Annotated in this window: 13 protein-coding genes; 4 read left to right on the top strand and 9 right to left on the bottom strand. The window is 68.2% G+C overall.

The window, feature by feature from the left end:
- Positions 1–125: 125 nt before the first annotated feature.
- The 6 genes from K7G82_RS07205 to K7G82_RS07180 form a co-directional block, all read right to left on the bottom strand.
- Positions 126–1,040, bottom strand: a complete 915-nt coding sequence (locus K7G82_RS07205; protein WP_222989183.1) for a hydroxymethylglutaryl-CoA lyase — start codon at positions 1,038–1,040, stop codon at positions 126–128.
- A 74-nt stretch (positions 1,041–1,114) separates the two neighbouring features.
- Positions 1,115–2,158, bottom strand: coding sequence for an N-acetyltransferase DgcN family protein (locus tag K7G82_RS07200; protein WP_222989182.1), 1,044 nt, complete (start codon positions 2,156–2,158; stop codon positions 1,115–1,117).
- 56 nt (positions 2,159–2,214) lie between these two features.
- The gene (locus K7G82_RS07195) at positions 2,215–3,342 is read right to left on the bottom strand and encodes a dipeptidase (protein WP_246623371.1); all 1,128 of its coding nucleotides are present in this window, start codon (positions 3,340–3,342) and stop codon (positions 2,215–2,217) included.
- Between the two features lie 79 nt (positions 3,343–3,421).
- A complete protein-coding gene (locus tag K7G82_RS07190; protein ID WP_222989180.1) occupies positions 3,422–4,702 on the bottom strand; it encodes a peptide MFS transporter in 1,281 nt (426 codons plus the stop codon).
- A complete protein-coding gene (locus K7G82_RS07185; RefSeq protein WP_222989179.1) occupies positions 4,699–5,709 on the bottom strand; it encodes a dipeptide epimerase in 1,011 nt (336 codons plus the stop codon). The genes K7G82_RS07190 and K7G82_RS07185 overlap by 4 nt, the downstream gene beginning before the upstream one ends.
- Positions 5,709–7,715, bottom strand: coding sequence for a serine hydrolase domain-containing protein (locus K7G82_RS07180; protein ID WP_222989178.1), 2,007 nt, complete (start codon positions 7,713–7,715; stop codon positions 5,709–5,711). The genes K7G82_RS07185 and K7G82_RS07180 overlap by 1 nt, the downstream gene beginning before the upstream one ends.
- Positions 7,716–7,942: 227 nt before the next feature.
- On the opposite strand from K7G82_RS07180, the gene K7G82_RS07175 reads away from it, so the two are divergent.
- The 4 genes from K7G82_RS07175 to K7G82_RS07160 are packed head-to-tail and all read left to right on the top strand — an operon-like array spanning position 7,943 to position 12,260.
- On the top strand, positions 7,943–9,169 hold the full coding sequence (locus K7G82_RS07175; RefSeq protein ID WP_222990208.1) for an acetyl-CoA acetyltransferase: 1,227 nt from the start codon (positions 7,943–7,945) through the stop codon (positions 9,167–9,169).
- Positions 9,166–9,678 (top strand): nuclear transport factor 2 family protein, encoded by a 513-nt coding sequence (locus K7G82_RS07170; protein WP_246623370.1) that lies wholly within the window; start codon positions 9,166–9,168, stop codon positions 9,676–9,678. The genes K7G82_RS07175 and K7G82_RS07170 overlap by 4 nt, the downstream gene beginning before the upstream one ends.
- Positions 9,675–11,450: an AMP-binding protein gene (locus tag K7G82_RS07165; RefSeq protein WP_222989177.1), complete on the top strand. Its 1,776-nt coding sequence runs from the start codon at positions 9,675–9,677 to the stop codon at positions 11,448–11,450. Before K7G82_RS07170 ends, K7G82_RS07165 begins: the two co-directional genes overlap by 4 nt.
- 18 nt (positions 11,451–11,468) lie before the next feature.
- Positions 11,469–12,260: a DUF1295 domain-containing protein gene (locus tag K7G82_RS07160; protein ID WP_246623369.1), complete on the top strand. Its 792-nt coding sequence runs from the start codon at positions 11,469–11,471 to the stop codon at positions 12,258–12,260.
- A 284-nt stretch (positions 12,261–12,544) separates the two neighbouring features.
- On the opposite strand, the gene K7G82_RS07155 is transcribed toward K7G82_RS07160, so the two are convergent.
- From K7G82_RS07155 to K7G82_RS07145, 3 genes are read right to left on the bottom strand one after another with little or no spacing between them, the layout of a single operon-like run.
- Positions 12,545–13,450, bottom strand: a complete 906-nt coding sequence (locus tag K7G82_RS07155) for an NAD(P)H-dependent flavin oxidoreductase (RefSeq protein ID WP_222989176.1) — start codon at positions 13,448–13,450, stop codon at positions 12,545–12,547.
- Complete coding sequence (locus K7G82_RS07150) at positions 13,447–14,595, bottom strand: thiolase family protein (protein ID WP_222989175.1); 1,149 nt, start codon at positions 14,593–14,595, stop codon at positions 13,447–13,449. Before K7G82_RS07150 ends, K7G82_RS07155 begins: the two co-directional genes overlap by 4 nt.
- Positions 14,592–15,599, bottom strand: a complete 1,008-nt coding sequence (locus tag K7G82_RS07145; RefSeq protein WP_222989174.1) for an NAD(P)H-dependent amine dehydrogenase family protein — start codon at positions 15,597–15,599, stop codon at positions 14,592–14,594. The genes K7G82_RS07150 and K7G82_RS07145 overlap by 4 nt, the downstream gene beginning before the upstream one ends.
- Positions 15,600–15,710: the final 111 nt, after the last annotated feature.

Here is a 15,710-nt window from a genome sequence, read left to right as displayed (position 1 = left end):
GTCGAAGCCCTGCCTTGTTCCTGGATTGGAGGTAGAAGGACAGGGCTTCGACAAGCTCAGCCCGAACGGTTTGGGGGCAGGTGCGTCATTCCGGCGTCAAGCGTATCTGACATTTCGCACTCGTCTCAAAATCCGCCGGCGCGTCCCACATTGGAGGGCAGCGGCTTGCCCATCACGCCCGCGAACCAGCGATTGACCGCGATCGCCTTGTCGAGGTCGATGCCCGTGTCGACGCCCGAGCGGCCGAACAGATAGGCGAGATCCTCGGTCGCGACATTGCCCGTCGCCCCCGGCGCGAACGGGCAGCCGCCCAGCCCGCCCAGCGAACTGTCGAGCACGTCCGCCCCCGCTTCCCACGCCGCCCAGGCATTGGCGACGCCGGTCGCGCGGGTATCGTGGAAATGCGCGCGCAGCCGGATATGCGCGGGCAGCAGTTCGCGCAGCCGCCCGATCAGGTCGCGCACCTGCCCCGGCACCGCCACGCCGATCGTGTCGGCCACCGCGATCTCCACCGGATCCGCCTCGGCGAGCCGTTCGGCGATCTCCACCACCCGATCCGGTGACACCGCCTTTTCGAACGGGCAGCCGAACGCCGTCGCGATCGTCACCTGCGGCACCAGCCCCTCCTGCCGGGCCAGCGCCAGCATCGCGCGATTCTCCGCAACCGATTCCGCCGAATTCTGCCCCTGATTGGCGATGCCGAACGCATCGCTCGCCACCGTCACGCAGCCCGCCTCATCCACGCCGCGCTTGTTGCCGTCGCGCGATCGCGCCGCGCGCTCCACACCCTTCCGGTTCAGGCACAGCCCGATATAGCGGACGTCCTCGCGATCGGGCAGCGCCGCGATCACCTCCGGCGTGTCCGCCATCTGCGGCACGCGCTTCGGATTGACGAAGCTGCCCACCTCGAACCGCCGCGCCCCCGCATCGATCATCCGCGTGATCAGCGCCACCTTGTCGGCGGTCGACACCAGCACGCTTTCATTCTGCAACCCGTCGCGCGCGCTGACCTCGACGATCTCCAATGTCCGTTCGGTCATGCCCGCTGCTCCTCGGCGATAAATCCCTTTCGGGTCGCCTTATACAGGATCAGCCCCGTGCCAAGTCCCTTGCGTCAGGACAGACAGGCGTCGAGCAGCCGTTCGAACGCGGGGCCGCCCCGGATCGGATCGGCGGCAGGCAGGCCCAGCCGCTCGCTGTGCGCCGCGATCTCCGCTTCCGCCGCCTCGGGCGAAAGCGCCCCGGTGTTGAGGCTGATGCCCCCGCAGCGGATGGCCGGATTGGTCCGCTTCCCCATCGCGATCGTCTGTTCGATCACCGCCTCGATCGAGGGCAGCGCATAGCCGGGATGGCCGAGGATATCGGTGCGGCCCGGCTCGTGGCAGACGACGAAGACATCGGGCTGGCTGCCATGGAGCAGGCCAAGCGAGACCGAGGCGTAGGCGGGATGGAACAGCGATCCCTGACCTTCGATCACGTCCCAGTGATCGGCGGGCGCGTCGGGGCTGAGCATCTCGGCCGCGCCGGAAAGGAAATCGGACACGACCGCATCCATCGGCATGCCGGCGCCCGCGATCATGATCCCGGTCTGCCCGCTCGCGCGGAACGTCGCGTCGATCCCGCGCGCGCGCAGCCCCCGGGCGATGGCGAGCGCGGTGTATTTCTTGCCCAGCGCGCAATCAGTGCCGACGGTCAGCAGCCGCTTGCCGCCGCGCTTGGCCCCCGATCCCACGGGGATGCCGGCGGGCGGCTTGCGCACGTCGATCAGCCGGCGGCCCAGCCGCTCCGCCGCCTCGCGCAGCGCCGCGATATCGCCCAGCCTGGCATGCATGCCGCTGACGATGTCCAGCCCCGCCTCCAGCGCCGCGATCAGCCCCGCGATCCAGCTATCGGGGATCACGCCGCCGACATTGGCGACGCCGATCACCAGCGATCGCGCGCCCTTCGCGTGCGCCTCGGCCGGGGTCATCGGCGTCAGCCCGGCGGACACGGTCGCGCCGGGCAGCGCGAACTCACCCACGCAGCGATCACCCGCCCAGTCGCGCAGGCCGAAGGCCGTCTTCGCATAACCCGGGATCGTGGTGTCGCCCAGAAACAGCAGATAGGGTTGCGGCAGGGCCAGTGCGCCTGCGGTGGTGGCATCGTTCGGGATCGTCATCTCCTATATCCATGCGTCCGGCTGATCGATCGGATAATGGCCGGCCGGTCTTGCACCTATTTCCAGATCGTGCCGAGCAGCCGCTTGAAATTGCCGCCCAGCACCAAGCTGATATTCGCGTCGGACCATCCGCGCCGGATCAGCTCCTCCGTCAGGTCGAACATCTTCAGGGGATGATCGAAGCCGTCGATGTCGATCTTTTCGCGGAAGGCGTAGCTCGCCTTGTAATAGGCCTTGAGCTGCTTGTACTGATCGGGCGGCATATCGTCATAGCCGTAGAGATCGGCGTCCGATCCGATGCCGACATGCTCGACGCCGATCAGCTTCACGACATGCTCGATATGATCGACCATGTCGGACAGCGTCGTCGGGTCCTTGTCCTTCACGAACATGCGCACGCCGGTGATGCCCATCACGCCGCCGGCCTTGCCGAGCGCCAGGATCGCCTCGTCGGTCTTCGCGCGCGGGTGGTTGGAAAGCGCGCGGCAGTTCGAATGGGTGAAGGCGAGCGCGGGCCTGGACAGCGCGATCGCGTCGAGCGTGGTCTTGTCGCCGCTGTGCGAGACGTCGACGAGCATGCCCGTCTTGTTCATCGCCTCAATGATCGCGGCGCCGAAATCGCTGACGCCGCCGTCGACGCGCTCGGTGCTGCCCGATCCGATCAGGTTCTGCGTGTTATAGGTGAGCTGGGCGCAGCGCAGGCCGAGCCGGTAAAACAGGGTGACATCGTCGGGGCCGTTGAACTGTTCGGCGTTCTGGATGCCCATGATCATGCCGATCTTGCGTTCCGCCTTGGCGCGCTCGAGATCCTTGATCGTGCCGACCAGCGAGAACAGGTCGGAATTGCGCCCGGCGAAACCCTGCCATGCCGCCAGGAAGGTCAGCGCCTCCTCGCGCGCCTTCGGGCCGCCAATCCCCTCCGCATTGTGAAAACCGGTGATGCCGCACGATTTGAAATCGGCGATCTGCTGCGGGGTGAGCGGCCGCGCGAACACGTCGGGCGACATGTCGATCTTGGGCACCGCCAGCATGTCGATCACCAGCGTCTTTTCGATCAGGTCGAGCGCGCGCTTCGAATAGCGCTTCGCGGAGCCCGGCGCGGCGGCATAGCTGCCCGAATTGATCATCGGGAAACCGAGCGCGGTCGCGACGGCCGCGCCCCGCAGAACGGCACGACGACCCATGCGCGCAACTTCCGGCATCCCACATCCCCCCTGAAACACTGATCCAATCAAGGATGGTATTGTCCTGATCGGAAAAATGTCAATCGACTTTGGCGATCCATGTCGGATCGACCGCACGCACCTGCCGGTCGAGCAATCGCAGCAGCCCGGCGGCGACCGTCGCGATCACCGCCAGCAGCGCGAAAAAGCCGCCATGATCCATCCGGCTCCAGAAGGTGCCGACCAGACCGGCGGACAGGCTGCCCGTGAAGATCGCCAGATACCAGGCGGCGACCGTCGTCGCCCCCAGCCGGGGCGGCGCCAGACGCGCGAACAGGCCAAGGCCCGTCGGCAGGATGAACAATTCGCCCAGCGTGAAGATCACGAAGAAGATCGCCAGCCAGATCCAGCCCGCGCGCGCGTCCGAAGACCATTCGACGCCGGCCAGCATCAGATAGGCGGCGGCGACGATCAGCGCCCCCGTCGCCATGCGCCGCGCCGGCGGCGTATCGCGCCCCGCATCGGCGCGCCGCCGCCAATAGGCCAGCAAGGCGGGCGTCATCAGCATAACCATCAGCGGATTGAGCGACTGGAACCACGTCATCGGAATGGTGAAGCCGCCCGCCGCGCGATCGATGCCCGCATCGGCCCAGAGCGCGACGGTGTTGCCCACCTGTTCGTAAGCGCCGCGGAACACCGTCACGCACAGCGCGATCGCGCCCAGCACCATGAAGGTGCGGCGATGATCGGCCCAGCGCATGGGGGGCAGATCCTCGGTCGGCGCGCGCGGCGTCTCCGGCGGCAGATAGCGCTGCCCCGCCAGATAGATCACCAGCCCGGCGAGCATGCCGAGCCCGGCCGCGCCGAAGCCGTAATGCCAGCCGTAAAGCTCGCCCAGCGTGCCGCAGATCAGCGGCGCCAGGAAGCCGCCGATATTGATGCCGACATAATAGACATTATAGGCCCAGCCGCGCCGGGGATCGCCCGCCTTGTAGAGATCGTTGATCTGGCTCGGCAGGCTGGGCAGGAACAGGCCGTTGCCCAGCGCGATCGTCGCCAGCGCGACATAGAAGAGCGCTTCGAACGCCATCATGAAATGGCCCAGCGCCATGATGGTCGCGCCGATGATGACCGCGCGGCGCTTGCCCAGCAGCCGGTCCGCGATCACGCCGCCGACGATCGGGGTGAAATAGGCGCAGGCCGTATAGGCGCCGTAGACGAAGGACGAGTGGCCCTGGCTCATCAGGAGCTGCTTGGTCATGTAATAGACCAGCAGCGCGCGCATGCCGTAATAGGAGAATTGTTCCCACATGTTGGTGAGGAACAATATGGTCAGGCCGCGCGGCTGGCCGAACCAGCCGCGCGCCGTGTCGTCGCTCATGCGGCGGCGGGCCCTTCCGCGCCCCACACCTTCTCGTCGCACCAGGCGGTGCCGTCACGATAGAGGATGCCGGGCTTGCGATCCTGCTTCAGGAAGATCGGGCCATCGAGATCGTTGATGTCGCAAAGCTGGCCGACCAGGAAGCCGGGCGCCATGCCCAGGCTGGTGCACACCATGTTGCCCACCATCACGCCCAGGCCCGCTTCGCGCGCGGCGCGCGCGATCATCAGGCCCTCGGTCATGCCGCCGCACTTGTCGAGCTTGATGTTGAACACGTCGAACCGGCCGACCAGGCCGGGCACGTCGTCCAGCGTCAGCGCGCTTTCGTCGGCCGCGATCGGGATCGGCGATTTATAGCCGTCCAGATCGGCCTCGCGCCCGCGCTTCAGCGGCTGTTCGATCAGCTTCACATCGGCCGCGACCATCGCTTCGACCAGCGCGTCGAGATCGGCGATGTCGAAGCCCTGATTGCCGTCGACGCCCAGCCACACATCGGGCCGCGCGGCGCGGATCGCGTTCACGCGGGCGATGTCGAGGTCGAGCTCGCCGGTCAGCTTGATCTTGATCGAGCGCGCATGATCGAACGCCTTCGCGCCTTCCGCCATCACCGCCGGATCGTCGGCGCCCAGCGTGAAGGTGGTGACGAGCGGACGCGGTGCCTCAAGCCCCGCCAGATCCCAGATCGGCCGGCCCGTCCGCTTCGATTCCAGTTCCCACAAGGCGGCGTCGACGGCGTTGCGCCCGCCGCCCGCCGGCATGACCGAACGCAGTTCCTCACGCGAAACGCCGGCCTCGATCGCGGGGCGCGCCGCCTCGATCGCGGCGAGCATGTGCGGCACGTCGTCGCCCAGATAATAGACGCCGGCCGCCTCGCCCCGCCCGCGATATTCGCCGTCGTCGAGCGTCACCAGAACGCATTCGGCGGATTCGAACACATAGCCGGAGATGCGGAAGGGCGCCGCGAAGGGAAGGCTTTCGACAGAAGTACCGAGAGTAAGGCGTGACATCAGAAGTGCACCGTCATTGCTATGAGTCCAAAGGTCCAGGCGACGTAGAGCACGGTCAGCGTGGCGACAACCAGCAGCACCGCCCAGAGCTTGCTCGTCCAGCGACGATTGCCCTTGAAGGTGACGAGGAGGTTCCACGCCGCCAGCGCCACGGCGCCAACGAAGATGATCAGGCTGAAGATCTGGAGCGTCCAGAGCAGTCCGTTGGACGCCGCCGTCAGATTGGCGAGATCGCCCATCAGCACCGTGAAGGTGTACATCCAGGTGCCGAGCATCGCCAGATCGAGGCCCGCGCCGAGCCGGACCGCGCGATAGGCGAGCCGCGCGCGGCCCTCCAGCGCGAGCGGCGCCTTGTAGCGGCGGCGGATCAGCGCGGCGATCGGCCAGTGCAGCAGCGTCAGCAGCAACACGAGCAGGCTGGTGTAGAGCAGGGGCTTGAGCCAGGCGCCCGATTGCGAGGCGGGCACGCGATCGAACACCATGAAGGGCGAGACGCCGTCGAACGACCAGCGCACGACCTTGCCATCGGCCACATTGGCCGAAAGCCGCTCATGCCCGTTGGCGTCGCGCCAGACGAAGGGCGCGATCTCCACCCATTTGCGCGGCTGGCCGGCCAGATCGGTCAGCGCCGGGATCAGCAATTCGCCCTTGGGGCCAACGCTCACCTCGGTCTGGCCGAGCAGGTTGGTGATCGCCATGAAGTTGTTCTCGCCACGGCGGCTGCTCTGCCACAGCCCGGCCATCATCCGCGCGTGCTCGGCGGAGGTCTTGGCGTCGACGCTGCCGTCCTTCGGCGCGATATTGGGCAGATAGCGGTCGGCGAAATCCTCGAACAGCGCGCCGCGCAGGCGGCCGGACGCGCCCTGCTTGCCCAACGCGTTGAACGACACGTAGAAGCCGACATTCTCGTTCATAAACAGGTGCAGCGAGGTGTGGAACACCTGCGTGTCACCCAGATGCGCGATCACCTGCCGGCCGTTGATGTTGGTTTCGAAGAAGCCCAGCTCCATCCGGTTGACCGCCGGCAGGATCGTCGTCGGCGTGTCGTGCATCAGCTTCGCCGTCTCGGGCTTCATCAGCCCGGCGCCGCCGTTCAGATGCGCGATCATGAAGCGCGCCATGTCCGCGCCCGGAGAGGCGAGGCTGCCGGCGGGCGCCGGGCCGACGATCTCATATTGGGCGGCGGGCGACGAGGCCGCGCGATAGCCGGAGGCCATGTCCGCCGCCAGCGCCTTGGGCAGCGGCTGGCGGAAGCTGGAATGCGCCATGCCCAGCGGCTGGAAGATGCGGCGCTCGACATAATCGTCGAACGGCATCTTGGCGACGCGCTCCACCACATAGCCGGCAAGGGCGGTGGCATAGTTGGAATAGGCCGGGGTGGTGCCCGCGTCGAAGATGCGCTTGGGCACCCATTCCTTCAGATAATCGCCGAGCGGGGCGAGATATTTGACGTCGTAGAACATGACGTTCTTCGCATGCTCCTCGAAGCCCGCGGTGTGCGTCATGATCTGGCGCATCGTCACCGGCTTGCCGTTGCGCGCCGGGATCTTGAAATCGATATAGGTGTTCACATCGGCGTCGAGGTCGATCCTGCCTTCCTCGACCTGCTGCATCACCGCCGTCCAGGTGAACAGCTTGGAGACCGATCCGGGGCGGAACAGCGTGCGTTCGGGATCGACGGGCTTGCGCTTGGCGATATCGGCATAGCCGAAGCCGCGCTGGGTGAGCACCTGGCCGTCCTTGACCACCACCACCACCGCGCCCGCGAGATCGCCAGTCTTCAGCGCATAGGGCATATAGCCGTCGAGCCAGCTATCGACATCCTGCTTGGTGAGCGCGGGCTGACCGGGGGTGGCGGGAACGGCGGCGGTTCCGGCGGCGGCGCCCACGGGCTTGGCGGCCGGCGGCGGCAGGATCGTCGGCGCGGGATTGATCGCCTGCTGCGCGGCGGTCGCACCCGCGACCAGCATCAGCGCGGCGGCGGCGAATAACTTGATCGTTCGCATGTCCGTCCCCTTCGTCCGGCCCACGGCAACATCCTGCCACGGACCGATCCCCTCGATATGTTCTGAACGGGACATTCTGGTCCCAATTGGAAAATTGTCAACACGAACTCTTGGCCAAACCGGGCGCGGCGAGCGATCGCCGCCAAAACCGGGTGAACGAACGCGCTTGCCATTGCCCCGCCCCCATAACTTGTATAACCATACCTATAAGAATCGGGAGAGTGACGATGGTGTATGTGCTGGGCGGCTGGCAAAGCGACTTCGCGCGGAACTGGGATCGCCAGGGCATGAGCATCGGCGACGGCTTCGTCGACACGGTCCGCAACGGGCTGGAGGCGACCAGCCTCGACGCCGCCGAGATCGAATCCGGCCATGTCGGCAATTTCGTCGGAGACCTGTTCGCGCGGCAGGGGCTGCTTGGCGGCTTCTTCGCCTATGTCGATCCGGCGCTCGACGGGCTGCCGACCGCGCGACACGAGGCCGCCTGCGCATCCGGCAGCGTCGCGGTGCTGGCGGCGGCGGCGGAGATCGAGGCTGGCCGCTACGACCTCGCCTGCGTCGTCGGCATCGAACTGATGCGCAACGTATCAGGCCAGACGGCGGCGGAGCACCTTGCCGCCGCCGCCTATGCCGGCCGCGAATTCGCCGACGCCGCGTTCGTCTGGCCGCGCGCCTTTTCCGATCTCGCCGAGGAATATGATCAGCGCTGGGGCCTGAAATACGAGCATCTGGCGCGCATCGCGGAGGTGAATTTCGGCAATGCCCGCCGCAATCCCAATGCGCAGACGCGCGGCTGGCAATTCGGGCCGGACAGCTTCACGGAGGACGACACCGCCAATCCGGTGGTGGAGGGCCGCACGCGCAAGAATGATTGCGGCCAGATCACCGACGGCGCGGCCGTGGTCTTCCTCGCCTCCCCCCGGAAGGCCGCCGAATATGCGGCCAGACGCGGCGCGCCCGTCGAAAGCCTGGCGCGGATCTCGGGCTGGGGCCACCGCTCCGCCCCGATCGGCTATCGCGACAAGCTGCGGATGAGCGAGGGCGCCAGCCATGTCTTCCCCCAGGTCAAGCGCGCCATCGACGATGCGCGCGCGCGCGCCGGGATCGGCGGGGTGGAGGCGATCGACGCGGTCGAGACCCATGATTGCTTCGCGATGACCGAATATATGGCGATCGACCATCTCGGCCTGACCGCGCCGGGCGAGGCGTGGAAGGCGATCGAGGCCGGCGATATCGAGATGGGCGGCCGGCTGCCGATCAATCCCTCGGGCGGGCTGATCGGCCTGGGCCATCCCGTCGGCGCGACGGGCGTGCGCATGCTGCTCGACGCCAGCCGCCAGGTGACGGGCCAGGCCGGCGACATGCAGGTCGAGAATGCCCGCCGCGTCCAGACGCTCAATATCGGCGGATCCACCACCACCACCGTCAGCTTCGTCGTCGAACGCGCGGCATGATGAACCGGCGCGCGATGATCGGCGCGGGCGTCGCGGCGCTCGCGATCGGCCGCGGCGCCCAAGCAGGAGAGAGACAGATGCCAGATACGCGCTTCCGACAGTTCCAGGCCGTGATCGATGCGTGGAAGCGCAAGGATGTGGAGTTCGTGATCGGGCAGATGGCGGACGATATCGTCTGGCACTATGCCGCCGCGATCGCGCCGCCCGCGCGCGGCAAGGCGGAAGCGCGCGCCTTTATCGAGCGCTTCGGCAAGTCCATCGGCGAGGTGCGCTGGCGGATCTTCGCGCATGCCGAGGATGGCGACCGCCTGTTCGTCGAGGGGGTCGACGAATATGTCACCACCGACGGCAAGCAGGTCGCGGCGCCCTATGCCGGCGTGATCGAGTTTCGCGGCGACAAGATCACCGGCTGGCGCGACTATGTCGATCGCGCCACGATCGACGCGATGAAGGCGGGCGGCGCCTATCCGCCGCAGGTGACCGAACTGATCAATCGCCCCGCCGCATGACGGGCCCGGACGACGCGCCCTTCCGCGAGGCGGAGTTCATGGCGGTGGACCTCGATGTCGATCGGCGCCCTGACGGCACGATCGTCATCCGCAGCCGGGTGCCGCTGCGTGATCACGACCCCAACATGCCGCGCGCCTTCGCCGCGCGCGCGGCCGAACGCGGCGATGCCCCGGCGATCGGCTGGCGCGATGCCGGGGGCGCATGGGCCTATCGCGGCTATGCCGAACTGAAGCGCGACATCGACGGCGCCACCCAATGGATGCTCGATACGCTGCCGCGCGGATCGGCGATGCTGGTGATGGCTGAGAACAGCCTGCCCGTCGCGGTGCTCAGCTTCGCCGCCTTCGCGGCGGGCGTGGTGCTGGTGCCCGTCAGCATGGCCTATGGCCTGGTGGGCGGCGATCACGCCCGGCTGCGCCATGTCGTCGGCAAGACGCGCCCCGGGGCGGTCTATGCCGATCCCCATCCCGCGATCGCGGCCGCGGTGAACGCGGTGTTCGACGCCGATGCGATGGTGATTTCGACCGACCCCGCCGCGTTCGGGCGCGGCGCCGCCTATGACGCGATCGTCGCGACCGAGCCGCGCGACGCCGTCGCCCGGGCGATCGCCACGATCGATCCCGACGCGCCCGCGATCTACATGCTCACCTCCGGCTCGACCGGCCTGCCCAAGGTGGTGCCGCAATCGATGCGCGCGCTCGCCGCCTGTGGCGCGCAGGGTCTCGACATGATCGGCAAGGCGGCGGGCTGGGATCAGGTGATGCTCGACTGGCTGCCCTGGCACCATGCCGCCGGCGCATCGGTGCTGCGGACCTGCCTGCTCGAAGGCGGCACGCTGCATATCGATGCGGGCAAGCCGGCGCCGGGCCTGTTCGAGACTTCGATCGCCAATCTGCGCGACGTTTCGATCGCCTATTTCAACAATGTCCCCGCCGGCTATGCGATGCTGGTCGAGGCGCTGGAGGGGGACGCGGCGCTGCGCGCCAGCTTCTTCCGCAAGCTGCGGCTGATGCTCTATGGCGGCGCCGGCCTGCCCCAGCATGTCTATGACCGGCTACAGGCGCTGGCGGTGCGGGAAACCGGGCACCGCATCCATATGACGACGGGCTATGGCATGACGGAGACCGTCTCCGGCTGCATGGCGATCCATTTCCCCACCACGCGCGTCGGCATCGGCCTGCCCGCGCCCGGGCTCGACCTGAAGCTGGTCCCCTATGACGGGCGGTATGAGGTGCGGCTGCGCGGCCCCAATGTGATGAAGGGCTATCTCGACGAGCCGGAGAAGAACGCGACCGTGTTCGACGATGAGGGCTATTACCGCACCGGCGATGTCGCGACCTTCCACGATCCCGCGGATCCGGGCCAGGGCCTCGCCTTCGCCGGCCGGCTGGCCGAGGAGTTCAAGCTCGCCAACGGCACCTGGGTGCATGGCGGCGCGCTGCGCGAAAAGCTGCTGAAGGCGCTTGCCGGGCAGGTGACCGATCTTGTCCTCGCCGATGACGGGCGCCCCTATCTGGCGATGATCGCATGGCCCCGGCCGGGCGCCACGCTCGACGCGATCGCAGCTGGCGTGGCGGAGGCCAATGAGGGGCAGCATGGCGGATCGGCGACGGTGCGCCGCGTCGCGCTGTTCGACACGCCGCCCGATCCGCGCACGCACGAGGTTTCGGACAAGGGCACGATCAACCGCCGCGCCGTGCTCGACCATCGCGCCGGACTGGTCGAGCGCGTGTTCGCGGACCTGCCGGACGATGGCGTCCGAATCATCTGAATTTCTGGGGGAACGACGATGCTGCTTTCGATACTGGTGACCAACGCGCTGATCCTGGCCGGCTGCTTCGCGCTGCTGTGGCTGATCTGCCTGCCGATGCGCGACGTGACGCCCGTCGACAGCTTCTGGGCCTGGGGCATGCTGGTGATGGCGGCGACAAGCTATGCCCAGGCCGGCGGCGATCCGCAGCGCAAGTTGCTGCTGCTCGGCCTGTGCGGGCTGTGGGCGGCGCGGCTGGGCAGCTACATGATCTGGCGCTGGCGCGATCATGGGCCGGACCGGCGTTACCAGGCGCTGCTGGGCAAGGCCGAATCCGCGAAGGGCTGGAGCTTCGCCAAGGCATCCGCGCTGCTGGTGTTCGCGACGCAGGCGCCGCTGCTGTTCGTCGTCTGCCTGCCCGTCCAGCTCGGCCAGGTCGATGCCGCGCCGGCGGTGGGCGTGCTCGGCTGGATCGGCGCGGGCGTGGCGCTTGCCGGCATCCTGTTCGAAACGGTGGGCGACGCGCAGCTCGTCCGCTTCAAGCGCGATCCCGCCAATGCCGGCCAGGTGATGAATCGCGGCCTGTGGCGCTATACGCGCCATCCCAATTATTTCGGCGACGCGCTCACCTGGTGGGGGCTGTGGCTGATCGCCGCGGAAACCGGCACCGGCCTATGGGCGCTGCCCGGCCCGGTGCTGCTCACCTGGACGCTGATGAAATGGTCCGGCGCGCCGACGATCGAACGCCGCCTGGGCAAGACCCGCGAAGGCTATGCGGACTATGTGCGGCAAACCTCGGGCTTCGTGCCCTGGCCGCCGAAGCGGGTGTAGACGCCAGACTTCAAACCTACACGTCACTCCAGCCCTTCGACTGCCTGGAAGCAGGCGCTCAGGATAAACCTCGCCTTTGGCGAGGGCTGGGGTCTGCCAACCAGATCGCGCTTTTTTCTGTGGGAGATCCCAGCCTGCGCTGGGATGACGTGTTGGGTTGGCATTTGTTGAGATAGCAACCACCCCGTCGCTCCAGCGAAAGCTGGAGCCTATACGGTGCGTCCAACCGCACCGCCGCTCGAAGATCACATGGGCTCCAGCTTTCGCTGGAGCGACGGGGTTAGCTATCCCGCAAGCCGTTCAACCGCCGCCGCATATTGCCCCGCGATCGCATCGACGATCGCGCGGACCGGCTCGATGCCGCGGACCGCGCCGACCCCCTGCCCCGCCGCCCAGAGGTCCTTCCACTTCTTGTGGGCATCGCCGCCATAATCGCGCGTCGCGGCGGCGCCCAGCGCGGCGGGATCGTACCCGCAGGCGACAAGCGAGGGAATCAGCCAGGATGCCGGGGTGCCGGTGATCGCGGCGCTGACGATCAGGTGCTCCAGCCCGCTCGCCACCACCATGTCCTTGTAACCGGCCACCGCCATGCTTTCCTCGGCCGCCAGGAAGCGCGTGCCCATATAGACGAGGTCCGCGCCCGCCGCGATCGCGCCCGCCACGCCCGCGCCATCGGCGATGCCGCCGCCGACGCAGATGAGCCCGCCGAACTCGGCGCGCAACGCGGAGATGAAGGCGAAGGGGGAAAGGAAGCCGGTATGCCCGCCCGCCCCCGCCGAAACGCAGACCAGCCCGTCGGCCCCCGCCGCCGCGGCCTTGCGCGCGAGCGGCACGTTGATGACGTCGGCCAGCACCGTGCCGCCATAGCCGTGCACCGCCTCGATCGCGGGCGCGGGGCTGCCCAGCGCGGTGATCACGATCGGTGGCCTGTGCTTCGCCACCAGCGCCAGATCGTCGGCAAGCCGCGCGTTGCTCGAATGGGTGACGAGGTTCGCCGCCCACAGGCCCGGCGCATCCGCCGTTTCCGCCGCGATCCGCGCCATCCAGCCGTCCAGTTCCGCCGCCGTGCGGCAATTGGGCGTGGGAAAGGCGCCGACGATTCCGGCGCGCGCGGCGGCGATCACCATGTCCGGCCCGGACACCAGGAACATCGGCGCGGCCACCACCGGCAGGCGCAATTTCTCGATCATCCGATCCGCTCCACGATCATGGCGACGCCGACGCCCTGCGCGCCCGTCGCGACCACCAGCCCCAATGTTCCGTCCGCCGCGTCGAGCGCGTCGAGCAATGTCGACAGCAGGATCGCGCCCGTGGCCCCCATCGGATGCCCCTTGGCGATATGGCCGCCGCCGACATTGACGCGAGCAGGGTCCGGCGCGCGATCGCGCATGAACTTGGCGATGGTGACGCCGAATGCCTCCATGAACTCGATCCGGTCGATCCGGTCCAGCGTCAGCCCGGCGCGATCGAGCGCGATGTCCATCGCGGCGAAGCCGGCGGTCAGCGAATCGCGCGGATCCCCGCCGGCTTCCGCGATCGCCAGGATGCGGGCCCGCGCGCCCTCCTTCGGGCCGAGCAAAGCCAGCCCCGCGCCATCGGCCATGGGCGGCGCGTGGCCGACGCTGTGGCGATGGTCGATCGGCGCGTCGCCGATCACGCCGCGATACTGATCGGCCAGCACCGCGAAGGCGGGCGGCAGCGCCGCGAGCCGCGCGGCGTCGGTCGGGCGCACCGCCTCGTCACGGTCCAGCCCGGCGACGGCGATGCGCGAGGCGAGCAGTTCGGGCCGCGCTTCCGCCGCGACGGCGCGCGCCTGCGATGCGAGCGCGACGGCATCGAGCGCCGCGCGATCGATCCCTTCCTTTTCCGCCAGCAGATCGGCGGCGAGCGCGACGGGGATGTAGCGCCGGGGCGGATCCATGTCGGCGGCGGTGTAATAATCCGCGCCATCGGCCATGAAGGCGACGCGCGACAGCATCTCCACCCCGCCGCCCAGCGCCCATTGCGCCTGCCCGGCGGCGATGGCGGCGGCGGACAGGCCGATCGCGCTGAGCCCGGACGCGCAGAAATTGTTGATCGTGTGGGCAGGCATCGCGTCGGGCAATCCCGCCTTCAGCTTCGCCACCATCGCGACATGCCCGCCCTGCGCGCCGATCTGGCCGACACAGCCCAGGGTCAGCCGTCCCGCGCGCCCGCGCGGATCATGGCCGCGCGCCTCCAGCGCATCGACGAGATGCGCGACCAGGGATTGCGGCGTCTCGCCCGCCAGCCCGCCATCGGCGCGCGCCTTGCCGCGCGGCGTGCGCAGCGCGTCATGGATATAGACGGCGCTCATGCCGCCGCCCGCCAGGCCGTGGGCGGCATGAACGCGAACAGGCCGGGGGGCGCCGCGACCACATCGGGAATCGCGTTGATCGCCACCGCCATCGTCGCGTCGGTCAGCGCGCGCGACGGCGGCGCCGCCGGATCGGCCTCCGATATGTCGAGCGTCATGCGGATATTGGGCCGCCCCTCGATCCGGATATCCCAATGGCCGTTGTTATTGGCGTGGAGCGAGGGATCGGCGGTCCACAGGATCGACAATGTGAAATCCGCGCCATTGGCGAGATGCGCGGTCCAGCGCCATTCGGTCGCCGCCACGGTGCCCGCCGGGATCAGCCCCGCCTGCACGACAATGTCGCGCGGCGCCAGCGTCAGCCGGTGATCGGGCGTGATCGACGCGATCACCGTCTTCATGCTGTGCGCCGCGAAATGCAGCACTTCGGAAAACAGCGTCGAATAGAGCGCGGCGAGCGGACCGTTGCGGATATCGCGCGTCGCGGGATCGCTGCCCAGCCCCATCAGGTCGAACACGAAGGCGGGGCTCGCCATCGCCGAGGCATCGACGGTTTCGGAGACGGTGAGCGAATCGAGATCAACGCACATCGCGGTCGCCGCCAGCGCCAGCCGCTCGACGATGGTGCCGGGATTCACCCCCACCCCCGCGAGCGTCGCGCCCCCCGCGATCGCGGCGTCGCGCAGCCTGTCGGCATATTCGGCGCCCTGCGCCGAAGGCCAGTGGAAGCCCGCCGTCGAGATCACATTCTTGCCCGATCGCAGCAGCGCCTCCACATCGGGCACCAGCGCGTCATAGGGCAGGGTGATGCGCGGCGCGTGGATCACGACGTCCGCCGCCGTCGCCAATATGGCGTCGCGATCGCTGGTGGCGATGATGCCGACGGGCGGCCGCCGCGCGATCTCGCCCGCGTCGCGCCCGGCCTTGTCGGCGGAATAGACATGGACGCCCGCCAGTTCGAGGCCGGGATGATCGATGATCCGGCGCAGCGAGGTGCGGCCCATGGAGCCCGTCGCCCATTGGATGACTCGGATCGGAATCGCGGCTCTCCCCCCAGAAATTTCGTTCGTCATGGCCGCATCGCGGCGCCATGCTGCGATCGTAGATCACTTGCC

Origin of the sequence: Sphingomonas colocasiae, from assembly GCF_019880585.1 — a bacterium.
Taxonomy (GTDB): Bacteria; Pseudomonadota; Alphaproteobacteria; order Sphingomonadales; family Sphingomonadaceae; genus Sphingobium_A; species Sphingobium_A colocasiae.
The sequence above is the reverse complement of the archived record's forward strand: the minus strand, read 5'-3'. Positions and strand labels throughout refer to the sequence as shown.